Source organism: Klenkia sp. AC732 (assembly GCF_979256525.1).
Window position 1 is genome coordinate 58508 of sequence record NZ_CEEDOS010000023.1, and the last position, 19290, is coordinate 77797.

At 72.8% G+C, this 19290-nt stretch carries 20 protein-coding genes and 2 pseudogenes; 15 read left to right on the forward strand and 7 right to left on the reverse strand.

Features of this window, described 5'->3' with window-relative positions:
• Nucleotides 1-15 precede the first annotated feature (15 nt).
• Nucleotides 16-624, reverse strand: a complete 609-nt coding sequence (locus AC0IVP_RS12780; protein WP_471756953.1) for a hypothetical protein — start codon at nucleotides 622-624, stop codon at nucleotides 16-18.
• A 157-nt stretch (nucleotides 625-781) separates the two neighbouring features.
• On the opposite strand from AC0IVP_RS12780, the gene AC0IVP_RS12785 reads away from it, so the two are divergent.
• Complete coding sequence (locus AC0IVP_RS12785; protein ID WP_471756955.1) at nucleotides 782-1255, forward strand: OsmC family protein; 474 nt, start codon at nucleotides 782-784, stop codon at nucleotides 1253-1255.
• Nucleotides 1256-1313: 58 nt separating this feature from the next.
• Here the strand turns inward: AC0IVP_RS12785 and AC0IVP_RS12790 are convergent, their stop codons facing one another.
• Nucleotides 1314-1661 carry a DoxX family protein gene (locus AC0IVP_RS12790; protein WP_471756957.1) on the reverse strand — a complete coding sequence of 116 codons (348 nt, stop codon included), beginning with the start codon at nucleotides 1659-1661 and terminating at the stop codon, nucleotides 1314-1316.
• Nucleotides 1662-1769: 108 nt separating this feature from the next.
• On the opposite strand from AC0IVP_RS12790, the gene AC0IVP_RS12795 reads away from it, so the two are divergent.
• The 7 genes from AC0IVP_RS12795 to AC0IVP_RS12825 all read left to right on the forward strand — a co-directional run bounded on the left by AC0IVP_RS12795 (nucleotide 1770) and on the right by AC0IVP_RS12825 (nucleotide 9396).
• The gene (locus AC0IVP_RS12795) at nucleotides 1770-2684 is read left to right on the forward strand and encodes an AAA family ATPase (protein WP_056295585.1); all 915 of its coding nucleotides are present in this window, start codon (nucleotides 1770-1772) and stop codon (nucleotides 2682-2684) included.
• A complete protein-coding gene (locus AC0IVP_RS12800; RefSeq protein ID WP_056295581.1) occupies nucleotides 2674-3810 on the forward strand; it encodes a vWA domain-containing protein in 1137 nt (378 codons plus the stop codon). The genes AC0IVP_RS12795 and AC0IVP_RS12800 overlap by 11 nt, the downstream gene beginning before the upstream one ends.
• 38 nt (nucleotides 3811-3848) lie before the next feature.
• Complete coding sequence (locus AC0IVP_RS12805; RefSeq protein WP_056295578.1) at nucleotides 3849-4970, forward strand: XdhC family protein; 1122 nt, start codon at nucleotides 3849-3851, stop codon at nucleotides 4968-4970.
• Nucleotides 4971-4981: 11 nt separating this feature from the next.
• Nucleotides 4982-5482: an MOSC domain-containing protein gene (locus tag AC0IVP_RS12810; RefSeq protein WP_235564784.1), complete on the forward strand. Its 501-nt coding sequence runs from the start codon at nucleotides 4982-4984 to the stop codon at nucleotides 5480-5482.
• Between the two features lie 81 nt (nucleotides 5483-5563).
• Nucleotides 5564-6106: a TetR/AcrR family transcriptional regulator C-terminal ligand-binding domain-containing protein gene (locus AC0IVP_RS12815; protein ID WP_471756959.1), complete on the forward strand. Its 543-nt coding sequence runs from the start codon at nucleotides 5564-5566 to the stop codon at nucleotides 6104-6106.
• Between the two features lie 172 nt (nucleotides 6107-6278).
• Nucleotides 6279-7418, forward strand: a complete 1140-nt coding sequence (locus tag AC0IVP_RS12820; protein WP_056295572.1) for an NDMA-dependent alcohol dehydrogenase — start codon at nucleotides 6279-6281, stop codon at nucleotides 7416-7418.
• Nucleotides 7419-7527: 109 nt separating this feature from the next.
• Nucleotides 7528-9396: an AAA family ATPase gene (locus AC0IVP_RS12825; RefSeq protein ID WP_471756961.1), complete on the forward strand. Its 1869-nt coding sequence runs from the start codon at nucleotides 7528-7530 to the stop codon at nucleotides 9394-9396.
• A gap of 440 nt (nucleotides 9397-9836) precedes the next feature.
• Here the strand turns inward: AC0IVP_RS12825 and AC0IVP_RS12830 are convergent, their stop codons facing one another.
• Complete coding sequence (locus AC0IVP_RS12830; protein ID WP_471756963.1) at nucleotides 9837-10127, reverse strand: hypothetical protein; 291 nt, start codon at nucleotides 10125-10127, stop codon at nucleotides 9837-9839.
• 920 nt (nucleotides 10128-11047) lie between these two features.
• Between AC0IVP_RS12830 and AC0IVP_RS12835 the strand changes: the two genes are divergently transcribed.
• The 3 genes and pseudogenes from AC0IVP_RS12835 to AC0IVP_RS12845 form a co-directional block, all read left to right on the forward strand.
• Entirely contained in the window at nucleotides 11048-11365 is a 318-nt protein-coding gene (locus tag AC0IVP_RS12835) for a hypothetical protein (protein ID WP_471756965.1), read from the forward strand.
• Nucleotides 11366-11476: 111 nt separating this feature from the next.
• Nucleotides 11477-11689 (forward strand): annotated as a pseudogene (locus AC0IVP_RS12840) (leucine zipper domain-containing protein); the annotation flags it as partial.
• Nucleotides 11690-11700: 11 nt separating this feature from the next.
• Nucleotides 11701-11924 (forward strand): annotated as a pseudogene (locus AC0IVP_RS12845) (integrase core domain-containing protein); the annotation flags it as partial.
• Here the strand turns inward: AC0IVP_RS12845 and AC0IVP_RS12850 are convergent.
• Together AC0IVP_RS12850 and AC0IVP_RS12855 are read right to left on the reverse strand one after the other, a co-directional pair.
• Nucleotides 11921-12694: an SDR family NAD(P)-dependent oxidoreductase gene (locus AC0IVP_RS12850; RefSeq protein ID WP_471756967.1), complete on the reverse strand. Its 774-nt coding sequence runs from the start codon at nucleotides 12692-12694 to the stop codon at nucleotides 11921-11923. The pseudogene AC0IVP_RS12845 and the gene AC0IVP_RS12850 sit on opposite strands and share 4 nt — an antisense overlap.
• Nucleotides 12695-12831: 137 nt before the next feature.
• Nucleotides 12832-13182, reverse strand: a complete 351-nt coding sequence (locus AC0IVP_RS12855; protein WP_157519415.1) for a cyclophilin-like fold protein — start codon at nucleotides 13180-13182, stop codon at nucleotides 12832-12834.
• A gap of 341 nt (nucleotides 13183-13523) precedes the next feature.
• Between AC0IVP_RS12855 and AC0IVP_RS12860 the strand changes: the two genes are divergently transcribed.
• From AC0IVP_RS12860 to AC0IVP_RS12875, 4 genes are all read left to right on the forward strand, one after another.
• A complete protein-coding gene (locus tag AC0IVP_RS12860) occupies nucleotides 13524-14417 on the forward strand; it encodes a helix-turn-helix transcriptional regulator (protein ID WP_056296569.1) in 894 nt (297 codons plus the stop codon).
• Between the two features lie 308 nt (nucleotides 14418-14725).
• Nucleotides 14726-15205, forward strand: a complete 480-nt coding sequence (locus tag AC0IVP_RS12865) for a lipocalin-like domain-containing protein (protein ID WP_471756969.1) — start codon at nucleotides 14726-14728, stop codon at nucleotides 15203-15205.
• A gap of 152 nt (nucleotides 15206-15357) precedes the next feature.
• Nucleotides 15358-15744: a (R)-mandelonitrile lyase gene (locus AC0IVP_RS12870; RefSeq protein WP_471756971.1), complete on the forward strand. Its 387-nt coding sequence runs from the start codon at nucleotides 15358-15360 to the stop codon at nucleotides 15742-15744.
• Nucleotides 15745-15784: 40 nt separating this feature from the next.
• The gene (locus AC0IVP_RS12875; RefSeq protein ID WP_471756973.1) at nucleotides 15785-16819 is read left to right on the forward strand and encodes a zinc-binding dehydrogenase; all 1035 of its coding nucleotides are present in this window, start codon (nucleotides 15785-15787) and stop codon (nucleotides 16817-16819) included.
• A gap of 323 nt (nucleotides 16820-17142) precedes the next feature.
• On the opposite strand, the gene AC0IVP_RS12880 is transcribed toward AC0IVP_RS12875, so the two are convergent.
• Entirely contained in the window at nucleotides 17143-18765 is a 1623-nt protein-coding gene (locus AC0IVP_RS12880; protein ID WP_471756975.1) for a putative bifunctional diguanylate cyclase/phosphodiesterase, read from the reverse strand.
• Between the two features lie 2 nt (nucleotides 18766-18767).
• On the reverse strand, nucleotides 18768-19290 hold a 523-nt coding region (locus AC0IVP_RS12885), incomplete at its 5' end, for a methyl-accepting chemotaxis protein (RefSeq protein WP_471756977.1).

The window sequence follows — 19290 nt, forward strand, 5'->3', positions numbered from 1 at the left end:
CCTCCCGGCGCGTCCTCAGGCCGGCTGGCGGAGCAGGTCCACCCGCCAGTCGGCCTCGGGGTGCCGGCCCCCGCGCCACCAGGGCCGGACCAGCTCCAGCCGGCTGAGTGCGCCGGCGCGGTCGGCCCACAGCAGCGCCAGGTGGTTGCCGGCCGGGGGTGCGCCCTCCAGCACCAGCTGCGTCTGCCGGGTGGGGGACTGGTCGTAGTAGGCCTGCAGGGCCCTGGTGTCCCCCGGGGGCAGCTCGCCGTCCTCGGAGTGCCACACGCGCAGCACGTCGGTGTCGGTGGTGACGATCAGCCCGGACATCGGCAGCCCCAGGCTCTCGGCCCCGCTGTCCCCGACGTCGAAGGTGAGCTGCTCGCCCACCGACGCCGCCCACGGCCGCAGCTGCTCCATGGCGTGCCGCCGGACCAGCTGCCGGTCCAGGTGCGGGTCCGCCGAGGGCTGCCAGCCGTGCTGCCGGTGGATCTGGTGGCTCACCGCCACCCCGGCCGCCAGCGCCTCGTGCACCGCGAGCAGCAGCGGGCGCAGTCGGGAGAGCACGGCTTCCGGGGACACCTCCACGCCGCGCAGTCTGCCCCGGGGCACCGACAGTCCGGTCGGCGCTCCGATGTGCACCATCTCGATCAGGGTGGTGGGGTTGGTCCACCCGCTCGGTGGTGGGCCCGCTGCCCACGCCGACCGTCGCTGGTCGCGGTGGTCACAGTCACCCCGACCGGTGGACCAGCCCGACCCGAACACCGGGACAGACCCGTCCCGCCCACCCGAGGAGAACCGCATGGCCACCCGGCCCAAGTCGTCCGTCGTCCCGTTCACCCACCACGCCGAGGGCACCGGCGTCGCGCAGCGCGTCACGGTCGGCGGGGACGCCGGCCACGTCGTCGACGTCGACACCTACCCCGCGTTCGGCGGCCAGGACGCCTCCCCGAGCCCGCTGTCCTACCTGCTGGCGGCCCTGAGCTCCTGCAACCAGGTCACCGCCTCGATCGTGGCTGCGGAGCTGGGCATCGCCACCGGCGCCTGGACCTTCGACGTGCAGGGCGACCTGGACACCGCCGTCATGGTCACCGGGGCCGAGGGCAACGCGAACTTCGACGCCGTCACCGTGCGGGCCACCGTCGAGACCGACGCCGACGCCGAGACCTTCGCCCGGTTCCAGGCCGAGACCGAGCGTCGCTGCCCGGTCACCCAGATGTTCCAGCGCTCGGGCCTGGAGTACTCCAGCGACTGGACCAACGCCCCGCTGGGCTGATCCAGGACGACGAGAGGCCCAGGACCGTGACGGTCCTGGGCCTCTCGTACGTGCCGGGTCAGGCGGTGAGCACCCGCAGGACCAGGGCGACGACGGCGAGGACCATCAACCCGGCTGCGGGCCCGAACTGCCTGTCGTGGACGCGCAGGTGTGCGACGACGGCGCCCACGAAGTAGAGGACGACGCCCACGGCGGCGGCGATGCCCAGCGGTGCCCAGGCCAGACCGACCAGCAGGCCGAGCGCGCCGGCGATCTCCAGCGCGGCCAGGACGGGGATCCGCCCGGCCGGCACGCCGACGCCGAGGACCGCCTGGGTGGCACCCGGGTTCTTGGTGAGCTTGCCCGCGGCGGAGGCGAGCAGGGCGAGGGACAGCAGGACGCTGACCGCGACGGTGGCGATGAACACGGGTGCTCCGATTGTGCTAGTGACTTCGATGAGACAAGCGACGCTAGCAGTCCCGGTGTGCAACCACGCTGCAACGCGCGCCGCTGGGCGAGGTGGGAGAGTGGGCCGGTGAGCCAGCCCACAGCGACCCCCCGTCCGGCCGAGGTGCTCCCGGCCGACCCGAAGGCCCTGGCCGTCGCCCTGGAGGCCACCGGCTACCTGCCCGACGAGGGCCTGACGACGGCGGCCTACCTCGCCCTGGCGATGGGCCGGCCGCTGTTCCTGGAGGGCGAGGCCGGGGTCGGCAAGACCGCGCTGGCCCATGCGCTGGCCGAGGTCACCGGCCGGCCGATGTACCGGCTGCAGTGCTACGAGGGCCTGGAGGCCAGCCAGGCGCTCTACGACTGGGACTTCGGCCGCCAGCTGCTGCACCTGCGCGCCGCCGAGGCCGCCGGTTCCGGGGCCGACACCGCCACGCTCGAGGCCGGCCTCTACGACCGTCGCTTCCTGCTGGCCCGGCCGCTGCTGCAGGCCCTGGAGGACGCGCCCTCGGTGCTGCTGGTCGACGAGATCGACCGTGCCGACGACGAGTTCGAGGCCTTCCTGCTCGAGCTGCTCAGCGACTTCACCATCTCCATCCCCGAGCTCGGCACCATCCGGGCCACCACCCCGCCGCTGGTGGTGCTCACCTCCAACCGCACCCGCGAGGTGCACGACGCCCTCAAGCGCCGCTGCCTCTACCACTGGCTGGAGCACCCCGACTTCGAGCGCGAGGTCGCCATCCTGCGCCAGCGGCTGCCCCAGGTCACCGAGGACCTCGCCCGCCAGGTCGCCCGCGCGACGGCGAAGCTGCGCAGCCTGGACCTGCTCAAGCCCCCCGGCATCGCCGAGGCCATGGACTGGGCGACCGCGCTGCACACCCTGGGCGCCCGCGAGCTGGACCCCGAGACCGCTGCGCGCACCCTGGGCGCGGTCCTCAAGTACCGCGAGGACACCGACCGGGTGCACGCGCTGACCCGGGGAGCCCTCTTCGGTGGCGGCTGAAGCCACCGCACCTCCCCGGCAACGGGACGTCGTCGACGTCGTCCTGGGGTTCGCGCGCACGCTGCGGCACGCCGGGGTCGGGGCGTCCCCGGACCGGGTCGAGGCGATGCTGACCGCGGTCGCGCACCTGCGGGTGCTGGACCCGACCGACGTCTACTGGTCGGGCCGGCTGACGCTGTGCGCGAGCCCGGACGACCTGGACCGCTACGACGCCGCCTTCGCCGCCTACTTCGCCGGTGAGGCGCCGCGGCGCCCGCAGTCCTCGGCGCAGCAGGAGCAGCGGATGGCCGAGTCGGCGCCGCTGTCGGCCTCCGACGAGGGTGCCGGTGAGGACTCCGAGGAGGCGCCGGACCTGAAGGCCGCGGCGAGCGAGTCCGAGGTGCTGCGCCACCGGGACGTCTCCGAGCTGTCCATCGCCGAGCGGGACCAGCTGCGCAGGCTGTTCGCGCTGCTGGTGCCCGCCGCGCCGATGCGGCCCTCCCGGCGTCGCCGTCCCGACCTGCACGGCCAGGTGCACATGGCGCGCACCATCCGGCACGCGCTGCGCGACGGCGGGGAGATCACCTCGCTGGCCCGTCGCCGTGCCCGGCCGCGGCCGCGCCGGGTGGTGCTGCTGGTCGACGTCTCGGGGTCGATGAGCCCCTATGCCGACGCGCTGCTGCGCTTCGCGCACGCCGCCGTCCGCGCCCGGCCGGCGTCCACCGAGGTGTTCACCATCGGCACTCGGCTCACCCGGGTCACCCGGGAGATGCGGCTGCGCGACCCGGACAAGGCGCTGGCCGCCAGCGGGCACGCCATCCCCGACTGGTCCGGCGGCACCCGGATCGGCGAGGTGCTCAAGGCCTTCCTGGACCGCTGGGGCCAGCGCGGCACGGCCCGCGGCGCCGTCGTCGTGGTGTGCAGCGACGGCTGGGAGCGCGGCGGGACCGAGCTGCTGGGCGAGCAGATGACCCGGCTGCACCGGCTGGCGCACAGCGTCGTGTGGGTCAACCCGCACAAGGGCCGGGTCGGCTACCAGCCGCTCACCGGCGGGATGCAGGCCGCGCTCCCGGCCGTCGACCACTTCGTCGCCGGCCACAGCCTGGCGGCGTTCGAGCAGCTCGCGGGAGTGATCGAGCGTGCCTGAGTGTTGCCCACCACACGACCCCTCGGAGGAGACGACCCATGCGTGATGTCCTGGACGACCTGGTCGGCTGGTGGCAGGCGGGGGAGACCGTCGGCGTGGGCACGGTGGTCGCCACCTGGCGGTCGGCCCCACGCCCGGCCGGCGCCTCGATGCTGGTGGGCCCCGACGGCACCGCGGTGGGCAGCGTGTCCGGCGGCTGCGTCGAGGGCGCGGTCTACGAGGAGGCCAAGGACGTCGTGGCGTCGGGCGCCCCGACCCTGGAGCGCTACGGCGTCAGCGACGACGACGCCTTCGCCGTCGGGCTGACCTGCGGCGGGATCCTCGACGTCTACGTCGAGTCGATCTCCCGGGAGTCCTTCCCGGAGCTGGGTGAGGTCGCCGAGTCGGTGGGCCGGCACGAGCCGGTCGCCGTCGTCACGGTGGTCAAGGGCGCCGACGACCGGCTGGGCAACCGGCTGGTGGTCTGGAACGACCGCACCTCGGGCACGCTGGGCTCCCAGCGCCTGGACGACGCCGTGGCCGCCGACACCCGCGGCATGCTGGCCGCCGGCCGGACCACCACGCTGGACTTCGGGCACGACGGCGAGCGCCGCGGGGACGACCTGACGCTGTTCGTCTCCTCGTTCGCACCGCCGGCCCGGATGGTCGTCTTCGGCGCCATCGACTTCGCGGCCGCCGTGGCCCGGGTGGGGGCGTTCCTGGGTTACCGGGTCACCGTCTGCGACGCCCGGCCCGTGTTCGCCACCGCCCGCCGGTTCCCCGACGCCCACGAGGTCGTCGTGGAGTGGCCGCACAGCTACCTGCAGACCGAGGTCGACGCCGGGCGCATCGACGAGCGCACCGTGCTCTGCGTGCTCACCCACGACCCGAAGTTCGACGTCCCGCTGCTGGAGGTCGCCCTGGACCTCGACGTCGCCTACGTGGGTGCGATGGGCTCGCGGCGCACCCACGACGAGCGGCTGGACCGGCTGCGCGAGGCGGGCTTGACCGACGAGCAGCTCGGCCGGCTGTCCTCGCCGATCGGCCTGGACCTGGGTGCCCGCACGCCGGAGGAGACCGCCATCTCGATCGCGGCGGAGATCATCGCCGGGCGATGGGGTGGGTCGGGGGAGCGGCTGACCGGCGCGGAGGGCCCGATCCACGCGACCGCCGACCGCTGACCGGGGTCGCCGTGCAGGTCGAGGTCGTGGCGCTGGTGGCGTCCCCGGGGCACCGGTACGACGGTCGCCCCGGGACGACGACGCCCGAGCAGGCCGAGGACCGGCGCACCGAGCTGGAGGTCCGGGCCGGGTACGGCGTCGTGGGTGACCGGTACGCCGGGCGGCCCGCGCACCGGGACGCCTCGGTCACCGTCGTCTCGGCCGACGCGCTGGACGCCCTCGCCGCCGAGCTGGGGGTCCCGCCCTTCGACCCGGTGCTGGCCCGGCGCAACGTGGTGCTGCGCGGGGTGGACGTCGACGCGCTGCGGGGGAGGGAGTTCAGCCTGGACTGCGGGCTGGGCGTGGTCCGGCTGGTCGGCGGGCGGGCGGCGAACCCGTGCCGGTGGATGGACGTCGTGCTGGCACCGGGTGCGCACCGCGGGATGCGCGGGCGCGGCGGTGTGCGGTGCCGGCCGGAGTCGACCGGGACGATCCGGCTGGGCCCCGCCGAGTTGTGCGCCACGCCGGTCTGAGGTCCGGACGGTGAGTTGCGGATCCGGTACGTTCCGGCACCACACGGGCCGAGCAGCGAGCCCGGGAACGGAGACCCGCTCATGACCTCCCGTGCGCCCGACCCCCTCCGTGCCGCCGCCGTGCGGCTGGCGGTCGAGGAGGGCTGGTCCGTCGTGACCCCCGGGCTCCTCGCCAGCCGCGCCGGGGTGACCCCCGACGTGGTCCTGGGCCGGTGGTCGGCTCGCAGCGCGCTCGCGGTGGAGGTCGTCGCGACCGCGCACCTGCTGCCCGCCCCCGCCGACCGGGGCTCCCTCCGGGCGGACCTGGTCGCCGTCGCCGAGGGCCTGGGCCGGCCGTTGAGCGCCACCGAGGAGGCGGTCGCCGCGCTGCTGGGGGATCCCCACTGCTCTCCCGAGCTCGCCGCCGCCCTCGACCGCGCCCCGCAGGCGCTCCTCGGCGAGCTGGCCGCCCGCGCCCTGGCCCGCGACGAGCCCGTCCGGGTGGCCGCGCCGGCCTCACGCACGCTGCGCGCCCTGCTGGCCCACCGGCTGGCGACCGGCCCGCTGCCGGCCGCCTGCACCGAGCACCTCGCCGACGAGGTGCTGCTGCCGGCCCTGCTGGGCCCCCGGCTCGCCCGCGTCTGAGCCGGGCTGCGCGGGCACCCCCAACCGGGGGTGGCCGGGCTCACATGCGCGGGACACGATGGCTGGGCGCCCCGCTCCCGGCGACCGTGGTCACAGCATCTGCGACAGTCGGGTGACGGTGGGGCGTTCCGCCGTAGCAGTCCTCCGGGGGCTGCACACACCTGGAGGGTCGATGAAGACCAGAGCAGCCGTGCTGAAGCAGACCGGGACCCCGTTCGAGATCGTCGAACTGGAACTGGACGAGCCCAAGGCCAACGAGGTGCTCATCCGCTTCGTCGCCGCAGGTCTGTGCCACTCCGACGAGCACCTGCGGCACGGCGACATCGTGCCGCGCTTCCCCATCGTCGGCGGCCACGAGGGTGCCGGCGTCATCGAGGCGGTGGGCCCCGGCGTCAGCCGGCTCGCCGTCGGCGACCACGTCATCTGCTCGTTCCTGCCGGTCTGCGGGCACTGCCGCTGGTGCTCCACCGGCAAGTCGAACCTCTGCGACATGGGCGCCACGATCCTCGACGGCTGCCTCACCGACGGCACCTACCGCTTCCACGGCGAGGGCGGTGAGGACTTCGGCGGCATGTGCATGCTCGGCACGTTCTCCGAGCGGGCCGTCATCAGCGAGAACTCCGCGGTCAAGGTGGACAAGGACCTGCCCCTGGAGAAGGTCGTGCTCATCGGCTGCGGCGTCCCCACCGGCTGGGGATCGGCCGTGCACGCCGCGGCCACCGAGGCCGGCGACACCATCGCGATCTACGGCATCGGCGGCATCGGCATCAACTCGGTGCAGGGCGCGTCCCTGGCCGGGGCCCGCAACGTGGTGGCCATCGACCCGCTGGCCAACAAGCGGGAGGCCGCCGAGCAGATGGGCGCCACGCACACCTGCGAGACCGCCGAGGAGGCCCACGAGCTCATCCAGCAGCTCACCAACGGCCTCGGCGCGGACAAGGCGATCATCACCGTCGGCGTCGTCGACTCCGCCGTGGTGAGCAACGCGGTGAACACCATCCGCAAGGGCGGCACCGTCGTCATCACCGGGCTGGCCGACCCGACCAAGAACAACATCGAGCTCAACAGCGCGGCCCTCACCCTGTTCGAGAAGACCGTCAAGGGCAGCCTGTTCGGCTCCGGTGACCCCTTCCACGACATCCCGAAGATGGTCGAGCTCTACCAGTCCGGCGACCTCAAGCTCGACGAGCTGATCACCACCTACTACACGCTCGACGAGGTCAACCAGGGCTACGACGACCTGGTGAACGGCAAGAACATCCGTGGTGTGATCCGGTTCGACACGGCACCGCTCGAGGGCGCCAGCGCCTGAGACCCAGCTCCAGCCGTGGCCGTACCCCTGCGGGGGTGCGGCCACGGTCGCCGTCCGGCCCCCTCTGACCTGGAGCGACGTGACCGACCTCGACACACCCCCCGCCCCCGTGAGCGCCGTCATCGGGCTCCGCAAGGAACGGGAGGTCCTGACCGTCGCCCTGCAGACCAACCGGCACGTCGTGCTGGAGGGCCCGCCCGGCACCGGGAAGTCCACCCTGCTGCGCTCCATCGCCGCCGACGTCGGCACCGAGGTGGTCTTCGTCGAGGGCAACGCCGAGCTGACCCCGGCCCGGCTGGTCGGCCAGTACGACCCGGCCGCGGTGATGACCGACGGCTACGTGCCCTCCAGCTTCACCGACGGTCCGCTGCTGACGGCGATGCGCGGCTCGGGCCTGCTCTACCTGGAGGAGCTCAACCGGATCCCGGAGGAGACCCTCAACGTCCTGATCACCGTCCTCACCGAGGGCGAGATCGCGGTCCCGCGGCTGGGCCGGGTGCGCGCAGCCGCCGGGTTCCGGCTGATCGCCGCGATGAACCCCTTCGACGCGATCGGCACCGCCCGGGTCGGGCAGGCCATCGCCGACCGGATGTGCCGGGTCGTGCTGGGCTACCAGGACGCCGCGGCCGAACGGGCGATCGTCGCCCAGGTGACCGGCGCCGACCCCTCGCCGATCGGCCTCAGCGTGCGGATGGTGCGGGCCACCCGGGACCACCGCGACCTGCGGATGGGCTCCTCGGTGCGCGGGGCGATCGACCTGGTGCTGCTGCTGGGCGGCCTGCTGCGGGTCCGCGGCGGCTACGGCCTGAGCGCCGAGGGCGCCCGCGAGACCGCCCGAGACGCCGCGCACGCCGCCCTGTCGGGCCGGATCAAGGTCGTCGACGGCGTCGAGCGGACACCGGAGTCGGTGATCGACGACATCCTGGACGACGTCTGGCCCGAGGACGCGCCACCACCGGACGAGTCCTCGGACCCGGACTCCCCCGACCAGGACGAGAAGGGTGGGGCAGACCCAAAAGGGGGTGGCCCGCAGGCTGAGCAGCCTGCGGGCCCGGAGTCGGCCAGCTCCCTGCGGCGCGACCGCAAGGGCGGCTCCCAGTCCCGCCGGCAGAACGGCCGGCGGGAGATGCAGGCCAAGCACGAGTCCTTCGACGACGTCAGCCCCGAGGTGGGCGAGCTCGACGAGGAGGCCTTTGCCCAGCTGATGGCCGAGGACCCCGATGCCGCGGCCGCGATGCTCGCCGACATGGCGCTGGCCACCGACCGCGAGCTGCGGGCGGCGGCCAAGCGGCTGGCCTGCCGGGTCTTCATCCAGGTCGGCCGGGTCGGGACGACGCGCTCGCGCGGCACCCGCCGGCTGGCCCACAACCGCCGCTCGGACGGCGACCTGGACCTGGACCGCACGCTGGACCGCTGGACCGGTCAGTGGCCCCCGGCGACCGAGGACCTGGTCACCCGGACCTGGACCGGCCACCGGCGCGCGGTCTGCCTGGTCGTGGACAGCTCCGGGTCGATGAACGGCCTGGGCGTCGCCATCGCCGCCGTCGCCGCGGCCGGGGTGGTGCTGGCCTCGGACGAGAAGCTGGAGACCAGCGTCATCACCTTCGCCTCCGACGTCACCCAGCTGCAGCGGCTGGGCCAGCGCCGCTCGGTCGAGGACCTCGTCGGGCAGCTGGTCAGCCTGCGCGGGCACGGCATGACCGACCTCGCCGGGGCCCTGAAGGCCGCCCGCACCGAGCTGCTGCCCGCGGTCGCCGACGAGCGCGTCGTCGTCCTGCTGTCGGACTGCCTGCACACCACCGGCGCCCCGCCGGAGACCGCACTGGGCGGCATCGACCGGCTGCACGTGCTGTGCCCGCTGCCCACCGATGAGGCCGAGACCGCGGCCCGGGCGCTCGCCGCGCGCGGCGCCGGACGGGCCGAGATGGTGCGGACGCTGCTGGACATCGGGCCGGCGCTGACGCGGCTGCTGGGCTGAGCCCCTCCCGCCGGCCGACCATCCGGGGTCCGGTCCCGGGCCACGGGGGCAATTCCGGGGCCTGCCGTTCCGTGGGAGTCGGTCACCAGGGGCGCTGGGAGCTCAGCGCCAGGCGGACGTCGTCACCGGACCGTGTCACGTACGTGCAGGCCTTGCGGAGGGTGATCGGACTGCGGAGACCGCAGCCGGTGAGGCGGTCGATGGCGACGAGTTCGGCCGCCGTCCACTCCGCCCCTGACCCGAGGTCGTACGTCCGGGAGCAGCCGCCGGAGCCGCAGTCGACCTGCTCCCCGGACGTCGAGGTGCCGGCGGGCAGGTCGGGGAGTGCCGAGCCGGCCGCGAGGGACTACCTACCTGCACGTCCGTTCGGCACCGTCATGAAGTCCGTGAGGACGGCAGCACCCCGCTCGGGCGGTTCGTTCCAGCTCTCGTCCGTCGAGTTAAACGGCCTGCGCAAGGACGCGAAGTGCAGCGGTGAGCCGCCCTGCATCGATGTGCGTGCCGGCCTCCTCGATCAACGCTCGAACATGGACCAAGGTCTGCCGGTCGATGCGGCCAGGTGCCAACGCGGTGGTGATCAGGCCAGCCAGTTCTGCCTCAACCTCCATACGATCCACCCACGCATTCTCCGTAGCCGCGTGGGGCCGCTCGGGAGAGGTTTCAGGTCGCCTCAGGTCGTCGAGGACTGGACGCAGCAGGGTGCGAGCGTCATCCGCCATCACCTCGCCCACGGTGCCACGCAACTTCCCGCGAACGCTGCTGGTCCACTTGGCACCGTGACCAAGACCGCGGGCACGGCAGCAGCCCAGCTCGCGGCGGCTGTGGCGACTTCACCGCCGCTCTCTGTGCGGCAGAATGGCGACGTGTCGAAGAGCTCGAAGGCCACCCGAGCCCAGATCCGGGCGCAGCGGGACGGCGAGGGCGGCGCGGGCGTGTACGGGGTCGACGCCCAGGACGCCGAAGCCGACTCGTGGATTGGACGCCATCTCTGCTTTGCCCAGTCCTCGGCGGAAGCCAGGGCGCGCGTAAGGGGTGCTGGGTTCCACAAGCAGAGGATCCAGGCCACCTGGACTCCGAGGCAAGCGCCTCCCGAGGGGGCCCCGCACACCTTGCTGCCGAAGACACCCGTTGGTATAGGTCACGGCTGAACGACTCAGGTTGGACCGAATACGAGGCCGTGCCTGCCGAGTACAACCACTCGAGGTCCGGAGCAAACCAGGGCTGAAGGCCTCTTCGGCACCGTTGCGAAGATCCTGCGCACGGCAGGCGGTCGCGGCTGCACCCTCGATCAGAGCAAGACCACGCGCTAACCGCGGTGATGACGCGGTGGCCGGGGCGGGCGTTTGGTTGGAACTCATGTGCCCGCCCCGGGTGCCTGCACGGGCCCGCCTCGAACGGGCAGCTCCCCTCCACAACGGACGCACGCGCCAGGCGTGGCAACGCGTGCATCGAGGCCGCGGCCAAGGTCGACGGCCACCAACCCCGCCGACTCGAGGAGCGTCACAGGCGTCAGGGAACTGCGCCAGAGATCTACACCCATCGGATCAGCTGGCGTAGGCGGCCGCCTGCCCCATTCCTCCCCTTGTGGGCACCGTCGCGAAAGCCCTGAGCACGGCAGCATGGGCTGTCGATGACGGAATAGCCTCCAGTGATGCGGTGGCGGAGGACGTGGCCCAACTACGAGCCGGGCCCACCTGATCCCTGGGACATCAGGGTCCTCGACATCCTGCGGGAGCGCGACGGCCAACTGACCATCGTCGAACTCGCCGATGGCATCTCGCTCCGCGTCTGGAACATCGCGTGGGGCTACGACGCCGGCGATTCCTTCGCCCATGTAACGAGCAACATCAGTCCGAATGTGCCGGAGGAAGGCGACTTCGACTTCTTCTTCACCAGTGACGTCGCCGCAGTCCGCAGTGGTTCACCACAAGCACGACTGCTACTGCTGCGCCCCTCCGACCAGCTGTGATGTCCAGGGACGTCGTCCCGAGTTGAGGTGATCGGGGTCTGTCGTTGAGACGGGGGGCCTCCGGTGTGAGGTGGAGCTGTCTAGGAACCGCTCCACAGACCGGAGGCCCTCGTGTTCCACGCTGACGCTGCCCTGACCCCACGCGCCCGCCTGCGGATGGCCCGCCTGATCGTCGACCAGGGCTGGCCGGTGTCGCCGGCGGCCACGAAGTTCATGGTCGCCCCGCCCACCGCGCGCAAGTGGGCCACCCGCCACCGCGCCGAGGGCCCAGTCGGGATGGTCGACCGCAGTTCGCGGCCCCACCACCAGCCCACCCGGACTCCGCTCGCGCATACAAGCGCACCCGGCCCTACCGCCCCAGACCAACGGCAAGATCGAACGGTTCCACCGCATCCTGGCCGACGGCTGGGCCTACGCCCGCTTCTACGACTCCGAACAAGCACGCCGCGACGCCCTGCCACGATGGCTGCACTTCTACGACCACCACCGGCCCAACAGCGCCACCGGAGCCCCACCGCCCATCACCCGCCTGGACAACCTCGCTGGACATCACACCTAGCCGACGGTCTGGCCGCCGTCGACGACGAGAGTGTGGCCGACGGTGAAGCCGCCGAGGTCGGAGGACAGCCACAGCACGGCCGAGGCGATCTCCTCGGGGCGGCCCATCCGGCCGATCGGCTCCTGGCTGACGATGTGGGCGTAGCCCTCGTCGGTGCCACCGGACACCCGACCCATCATCGGGGTGTCGATCATCCCGGGGGCGACCACGTTGACCCGGATCCCGTCGGTGACGACCTCCAGGGCCACGGACTTGCTCATCCCGATCACGCCCCACTTGGCGGCGGCGTAGGCGGCCTGGCCGGGGATGCCGATGACGCCGGCGCCGGAGGAGGTGTTCACGATCGACCCGCCGCCTGCGGCCTTCAGCAGCGGGATCTGGTGCTTCATGCAGTGGTAGACCCCGGTGAGGTCGACGGCGATGAGTCGCGTCCAGTCCGTCGTGGGCAGTTCGGCGAGCGGGGTCCGGGACTGCTCGACGCCGGCGTTGTTGAAGGCGAGGTCGAGGCGGCCGAAGGTCTGCACCGTCTGCTGCAGGGCGGCCTGCACGTCGGCCTCGACCGTCACGTCGAGGGTCAGGGCCAGGGCTTGCCCACCGCCCGCGGTGATCAGGTCGGCGGTCTCGGTGATGCCGCTGTCGGCCGGTCCTGCGACCGCGACCCGGGCTCCCTCGGCGGCGAAGGCCAGGGCCGTGGCCCGACCGATGCCGGTGCCCGCGCCGGTGACGAAAGCGACCTTGTCGGTGAAACGCTGCGCTGCTGACTCGGACACGGTGTCCTCTTCCTGGGTGGGGGGCGGCTGGGTGCAGCCGTTGCTGGGGTCTGAGGTGTCCCGGACCCGACGAGCCACGCCTGCCTGGGGGAGGCGAGCTCGTGGGGGGAGGGGCTCCACCCCTCTGGGCGCCGCGCTCAGAGCAGGTCGATGCGCATCTGGGTGTCATCGGGGAGTGCGGCCAGCACCGTGGGGTCACCGTCGAGGCGGGCCACAGGCACGAGACCGGCCGACCAGGAGAAGTCGCGGTAGTAGACGGCGACGTTGCCCCAGGGGGCGTAGTAGGCGATGTCGCCGGCCGAGGGGTCGTAGCCATCGGAGGCGCCCTGGGTGGTCAGTCCAGACGGTGGGTGGAAGACCTTCTCGGTGTCGGCGTGGTCGCTGATCGGCACCGTCATGGGGAGCTGGGCCGCGAAGGCCTCCGCGGTGGGGTTGTCAGCCAGGGTGGCGGTCAGGACGACGTCGCTGGTGGTGAGTCGGATCTGCACGGTGCTGCCTTCCTGGATGGGGGCGGGCGAGGGGTCAGCAGCCGGGTCGCTGACCTCGACGGTCGGGGTGCCGGACGGCGACGCGGTCGGTGCTGCCGTCGCGGTTGCCGGGGTGCTCGGGTCGGCGGAGCAGCCGGACAGGAGTGCGGCTGCGGCCAGGACGACGGCCGTTGCCGGATGGGGGCGCGGGCACTGGTCCACGGGTCGGCCTCTCGTGTCGGGCGGGTCGCCGCCCAGCCAAGCTGGTCGGCGGGGCGTGAGGGAGGGGCGGTCCAGAGGGGGAGGAGCTCTCCCCCCGTCGAGACTCCACGCGGAGCAGGGGGCGTCCTACGGTCGTGGACATGGACAACCGGGCCGAGATCAGTGACTTCCTGGCCACCCGCCGCGGGCGGCTGACACCCGAGCAGGTCGGGTTGCCGACCTCCGGGCGTCGCCGCGTGCCAGGTCTGCGCCGGGAGGAGGTCGCGGTCCTCGCGGGGGTCAGCACCGACTGGTACGTGCGGCTGGAGCGCGGGCACATCGCCGAGGTCTCCGAGGACGTGCTGGCCGCGGTGGCCCGGGCGCTGCGACTGGACGAGGCCGAGCGGTCCCATCTGGACGACCTGGCTCGCGCTGCCCGCCCGACCCGGGCTCCGCGCCGCCGGGCCAGCACCCAGATCCGCCCGAGTGTGCAGTGGATGCTGGACTCGATGACGAAGGCGGCCGCCATCGTGCGCACCGGCAGCATGGACATCGTGGCGGCCAACCCGCTGGGCCGGGCGATGTACTCACCGGTCTACGCGTTCGCCCAGGGAGGACCGGTGAACATCGCCCGGTTCCAGTTCCTGGACCCCCGGGCGCAGGACTTCCACGCCGACTGGCCGGCGGCGGCGAGCACGACGGTGGCCATCATGCGCACCGCGGCCGGCCGGGACCCGGGCAACAAGGCGATCACCGACCTGGTCGGTGAGCTGGCGACCCGCAGCGAGGAGTTCCGCAGCCGCTGGGCCGGTCACGACGTGCGGCTGCACCACACCGGGACCAAGACCTTCGTGCACCCGGTGGTCGGGACGATGGACCTGGCCTTCGAGGCCTTCGACCTGCCCACCGACGAGCTGTGGGGCCTGAACCTCACCGCCTACACCGGGGAGCCGGGGTCCGCGGCCGCCGACACCCTGGCGATGCTGGCCAGCTGGGCGGTCACCGAGCCCGGACGGGTCAGCGGACCCGTCACCTCCCAGGACGAGCGGGCCTGACCGGTCCGCCGGTGTTCCCTCACGGGGTGCGCCCCGCGGTCGGGGACGCGCCACCCGCCTGCACATCGGGGTCACCACCGTGATGACCCACGTCGGCAACCGGATGGACCGCGCCGGGAGCCCCGACCGGGTGCACCTGGCCATCCTCGCGATCCGGCACGACGTCACCCCGCACTGAGTCACCCAGGGTCCAGGCGCGCAGGGGGGTGGAGCCGATCCCCCCATCGACGCGCCCTGCCGCGACCGGCCCCGGTGGGTTTGGCTGGCATGCAGCAGCGACCACCCCCGAACGGAAGCGAGTGCGCCCCGTGCAGCAGAAGTCCCTCCTCGGCGCCGCCGTCCTCGGCCTCACGGTCGCCCTGTCCGCCTGCTCGCAACCGGTGGAGGACTCCAGCGCCGCAGCCACCACGAACGCCGTGCCGCCCGCCGACAGCTCCCCGCTCACCGGGGTGTGGGAGATGACCTCCCTGACGGTCGCGGGGGAGCCGGTGCCCTACTCGGGGCGGATCGCGTTCACCGCGGACACGGTGGCCGTCCAGGCCAGCAACCCCGACACCGCGGCCCCCGACACCCCGTACACCGTCGCCGGCTACGAGGCCTACTACGGCGGCCTGAGCGTCGACGACGCCGCCGGGGTCTTCGCGATCGACGTCGAGTCCGCCGCGGCCCGGGACCTCGTCGGCCAGACCCTCACCCGCACGTTCGAGGTCATCGACGACGAACTGGTCCTCACCCCGACCGACCCCAGCGAGGGGTTCCGCGTCACCTACGAACGCCTCACCGACTGATCAGAGGGAGTGCTGAAGGGGGGACGAGCGCCCCCCTCTGTGGCCCTGACCAGGTCTGCCGCGCGCCATGACGTGGAGTCCGCGGGCGGTCGAGCGGGTTCGCGGCCGCCTCCCGGGCACCGTCTCCCACCCACCCCACCAGGAGCACCCCCATGGAACTCTCCCGCCCCCAGCCGACCGCCGAGGGCCCCGCCGAGTGGTTCACCGGTGACGTCCACATGGACGTCGTCGTCCGCAACCCCGAACCCTCGGCCGTCCGGATGAACCTGGTCCGCTTCACGCCCTGCGCCCGCACCGCGTGGCACTCACACCCCCGCGGACAGGTCCTCATCGTCACCGACGGCGTCGGCCTGGTGCAGTCCCGCGGCGGTGAGGTGACGGTGATCCGCCCCGGGGACGTCGTGTGGACCCCGCCGGGCGAGGAGCACTGGCACGGCGCGGCCCCCGACCACGCCATGGCGCACCAGGCGCTGTGGGAGGGCGACGAGACCGCCTGGGGCGATCACGTCACCGACGACGAGTACGGCTACCCGGCCTGAGCCGGGCGCCGGCACACCCATCGAGAGAGAGCAGACCACCATGCGCGCCACCGTCATGTACGCCGCCGGCGACGTCCGGGTCGAGGAGGTCCCCGACCCGGTCCTCACCGCCCCCACCGACGCCCTCGTCCGGGTCACCTTCGCCTGCGTCTGCGGCTCGGACCTGCACCCCTACCACGACCTGGAGGACACCCCGGGCGGTCGCCGGATGGGTCACGAGGCCATCGGCGTCGTCGAGGAGATCGGCTCCGCGGTCACCCGGTTGTCCGTGGGGGACACGGTCATCGTGCCCTTCGCCTGGTCGGACGGCACCTGTGCGTTCTGCCGGGACGGCATCACCACCTCCTGCGTGCACGGGGGCTTCTTCGACGGCGCCCCCTCGGCCACGCAGGCCGAGAAGCTGCTCGTGCCGCAGGCCGACGGCACCGCCGTCGTCATCCCGGCCGGCACCGACGAGTCCCTGATGCCCTCGCTGCTGACCCTGTCCGACGTGTACCTGACCGGCCACCACGCGGCCCGGCAGGGTGGCGTGGGACCGGGCAAGACGGTCACCGTCATCGGGGACGGCGCCGTCGGCCTGTCCGCGGTCCTCGCCTCGGCCCAGCTGGGCGCCGAGACGATCATCCTGATGGGCCGGCACACCGACCGCACCGACCTCGGCCGGGAGTTCGGCGCCACCCACGTCGTCGCGGCCCGCGGGGAGCAGGGCATCGCCGAGGTCATGGAGATCACCGGCGGTGAGGGTTCCCACGTCGTCCTCGAAGCCGTGGGCCACATGCCGGCCTACGAGCAGGCCTACGGCGTCGTCCGTCCCGGCGGCACCATCAGCCGGGTCGGCGTCCCGCAGTACGAGGACGCCCCCGTCGGCTTCATGAGCCTGTTCGGCAAGAACGCCACCCTCACCGGCGGGCCGGCCACCGTGCGCGCCTACCTGGAGACCGTGCTGCCCCAGGTGCTGGACGGCACCATCGAGCCCGGCCGGGTCTTCGACCGGGAGATGCCGCTGGCCGACATCGCCGAGGCCTACCGCCTCATGGACGACCGGCAGGCCCTGAAGGTCCTCATCCGCCCCTGACCCCCCACGGCAGGCGAGTAGGCCCGGGGACCGGACCAGGTCTGGGTTGGCCCCGTGTCGAGCCCCACCACCCGGCGCCGGCCTGAACGGGGCGGCAGATGTCATCTGGAGACCGACTGTGGCCGGCGCTCCCGATCCGGGTCGGTGGGGGTGTGGCGGCTGGGTTCACGTGCCGGAGCGGGAATGCGATCGGACGGTGTGGTCGGGGAACGCAGCTTCTGAGTCGGTAGCACGTGTGCTGGCCGGCGGCGCGGCTCCGCTCGACGAGCCATCTTGATGACCCCGGGCGTGCACGGAGCGGGTTGGCGCAAGTGGCATCTGGGCTAGCGCAGCATGACGCGGAGATCGAGCGCCTCCCTCCAGTCCTTGACGGGCACGGGCCGGCCGGTGAGGTATCCCTGGACGGCGTCGCAGCCCAGTTCGCGGAGGCGTTCGAGGTCTTGGGGGCGTTCCACGCCCTCGGCGACGACGGTGAGGCCGAGGTCGTGGGCCAGTCGCACGCTGTGCTTGACGATGGCGGTGGCTGCGTGGTCGTCGGCGATGCCGGCGGTGAGGGAGCGGTCGAACTTGACCTCGTCGATGGGCAGGCGGTGCAGGTAGGCCAGCGAGCTGTAGCCGGTGCCGTAGTCGTCGACGGCGATGGTGAGCCCGATGGCGCGCAGTGCGGTGAGGGTCCGCACGGCGCGTGGGGGGTCGAGCATGAGGCTGTCCTCGACCACCTCGACAGTGATCGCGGCCGAGGGCATCTGGTGGTGAGCCAACATGGCCCGAATGCGAAAGGGCAGCCCCTCGTCGTCCAGGTCCGCGGTGGTCAGGTTGACCGCTACGGGCAGTCGGTGAGCGGGCCACCAGGTCGCGGCCGCAGCAATGGCCAGCTCAAGCACCCGTTCGGTGAGGGCACGGTTCAGGTGCCCAACACGCGCAGCCCGGACGATCTTGTCGGGGCCGAGGAGTCCACGAGTGGGGTGCTCCCAGCGCACCAAGGCCTCACAGCCACTGAGGGTGTCAGGCGACCGTGGACCCGTGCCATCGAGCAGGTGCTGGGGCTGCACGTGGATGACGATCTGATCGTCGGCGGCGAGCGCCGCGTGCAGGTCGGCGACCAACTCCAGGTAGGGGTCGGTAGGGACCGTCGGACAGGCGCCCTCGTCATGGACGGCGACCCCGTTGGCGCTGGCCTGGGCTGTGGTGAGCGCGATATCGGTGCACCGCAAGAGAGCATCGACCGCGGACCTCCGCATCTCCGGGTCGGCGTGGCGAGCAAGGTGTCGGCTGAGCACGATCGCAACGTTGACGCTGAGGTGGAGCCGGTGTCCGGCCAGGTGCACAGGCTGTCGGAGGGTCCGCTGGATGCGGGTGGCTGCTTCCCATGCCTCCTCCACGTCGTCGCCGAGCGAGACGACAGCGAAGTCGTCGCCATCGATGCGCGCCGCCATCCCGCCCGCGGGCAGCAGGCGGGACAGCTCGCCCGCCACCCAGGCCAGAACCAGATCCCCGGTCTCGTGGCCGGCCTCCTCATTGATCCGCCGCAGTCCGTCCACGTCGACGGCGAGGACCGTCACTGGAGTCGTTGCCTGCTCCAGATGCCGCCGCAGACTGTGACGGTCGGGCAGCCCGGTCAGGGCGTCGCGGCTCTGAGAACGAGGAGACGGTGCAGGGGACGGTGTGGTGATCGGTTGCCGCCCTCGGCGGTGGGCGGCGGCGATCGCGGCCGCGCCGAGGGCTCCGCAGCCAAGTTCGACGGCCAATGGCAGGGACATCGGCAGAACCGCAGCGAGCACTGCTGCCGCCGCGACCCCGTGGAAGAAGCCGAGCCTGGACAGCCGCGGGCTGCGGTTCGGCGCCTTCACGAACAGGTCATCCGAGGGGGTAGTGGCCAGCGAGAGCCGGGCACCAGGAAGGGGTGGCGGTGCAGACGGGACCACTCCGGCAGCCAGGGTGGTCATGGTCAGGCGAGGATGGCGCGGGTGACCGCGACCTGTTCGGTGAGGACGCCGCCGATGACGGCCTGGGTCTCGTTGATGGTGTCGATGACGGTGCTGATGGCGGCGAGGGTGGCCACGACGGCGTCGACCTGGTCCTGGATGGCGGTGATCTTGGCGGTGACGTCGGTGGTGGCCACGGCGGTCTCCCGGGCCAGTTCCTTGACCTCGTTGGCCACGACCGCGAACCCCTTGCCCGCCTCGCCGGCCCGGGCGGCTTCGATGGTGGCGTTGAGGGCGAGCAGGTTGGTCTGGGCGGCGATGTTGTCGATGGTCTGGGCGACCTTGCCGACCTGGCGGCTGGAGGCCCCGAGCTCGGCGACGACCCGGTTGGCCTCCTCGGCCAGGGTGCGGCCCTCGCTGGCGACGGTGGTCGCGGAGAGCACGTTGCGCTCGACCTCCTCGATGGAGATGACCAGTTCCCGGCCGGCGGTGGCCAGCTGCTCGGTGGCGGCGATGCGGTCCAGGGCGGCACCGAGCAGGTAGGCG

Excerpts from the sequence above, each read along its gene's own strand:
- AC0IVP_RS12780 (WP_471756953.1), bottom strand. The coding sequence starts at position 624 with ATGGTGCACATCGGAGCGCCGACCGGACTGTCGGTGCCCCGGGGCAGA.
- AC0IVP_RS12835 (WP_471756965.1), top strand. The coding sequence starts at position 11,048 with ATGCGGTGGCGGAGGACGTGGCCCAACTACGAGCCGGGCCCACCTGAT.
- AC0IVP_RS12820 (WP_056295572.1), top strand. The coding sequence starts at position 6,279 with ATGAAGACCAGAGCAGCCGTGCTGAAGCAGACCGGGACCCCGTTCGAG.
- AC0IVP_RS12880 (WP_471756975.1), bottom strand. The coding sequence starts at position 18,765 with ATGACCACCCTGGCTGCCGGAGTGGTCCCGTCTGCACCGCCACCCCTT.
- AC0IVP_RS12805 (WP_056295578.1), top strand. The coding sequence starts at position 3,849 with ATGCGTGATGTCCTGGACGACCTGGTCGGCTGGTGGCAGGCGGGGGAG.
- AC0IVP_RS12875 (WP_471756973.1), top strand. The coding sequence starts at position 15,785 with ATGCGCGCCACCGTCATGTACGCCGCCGGCGACGTCCGGGTCGAGGAG.
- AC0IVP_RS12815 (WP_471756959.1), top strand. The coding sequence starts at position 5,564 with ATGACCTCCCGTGCGCCCGACCCCCTCCGTGCCGCCGCCGTGCGGCTG.
- AC0IVP_RS12860 (WP_056296569.1), top strand. The coding sequence starts at position 13,524 with ATGGACAACCGGGCCGAGATCAGTGACTTCCTGGCCACCCGCCGCGGG.
- AC0IVP_RS12870 (WP_471756971.1), top strand. The coding sequence starts at position 15,358 with ATGGAACTCTCCCGCCCCCAGCCGACCGCCGAGGGCCCCGCCGAGTGG.
- AC0IVP_RS12785 (WP_471756955.1), top strand. The coding sequence starts at position 782 with ATGGCCACCCGGCCCAAGTCGTCCGTCGTCCCGTTCACCCACCACGCC.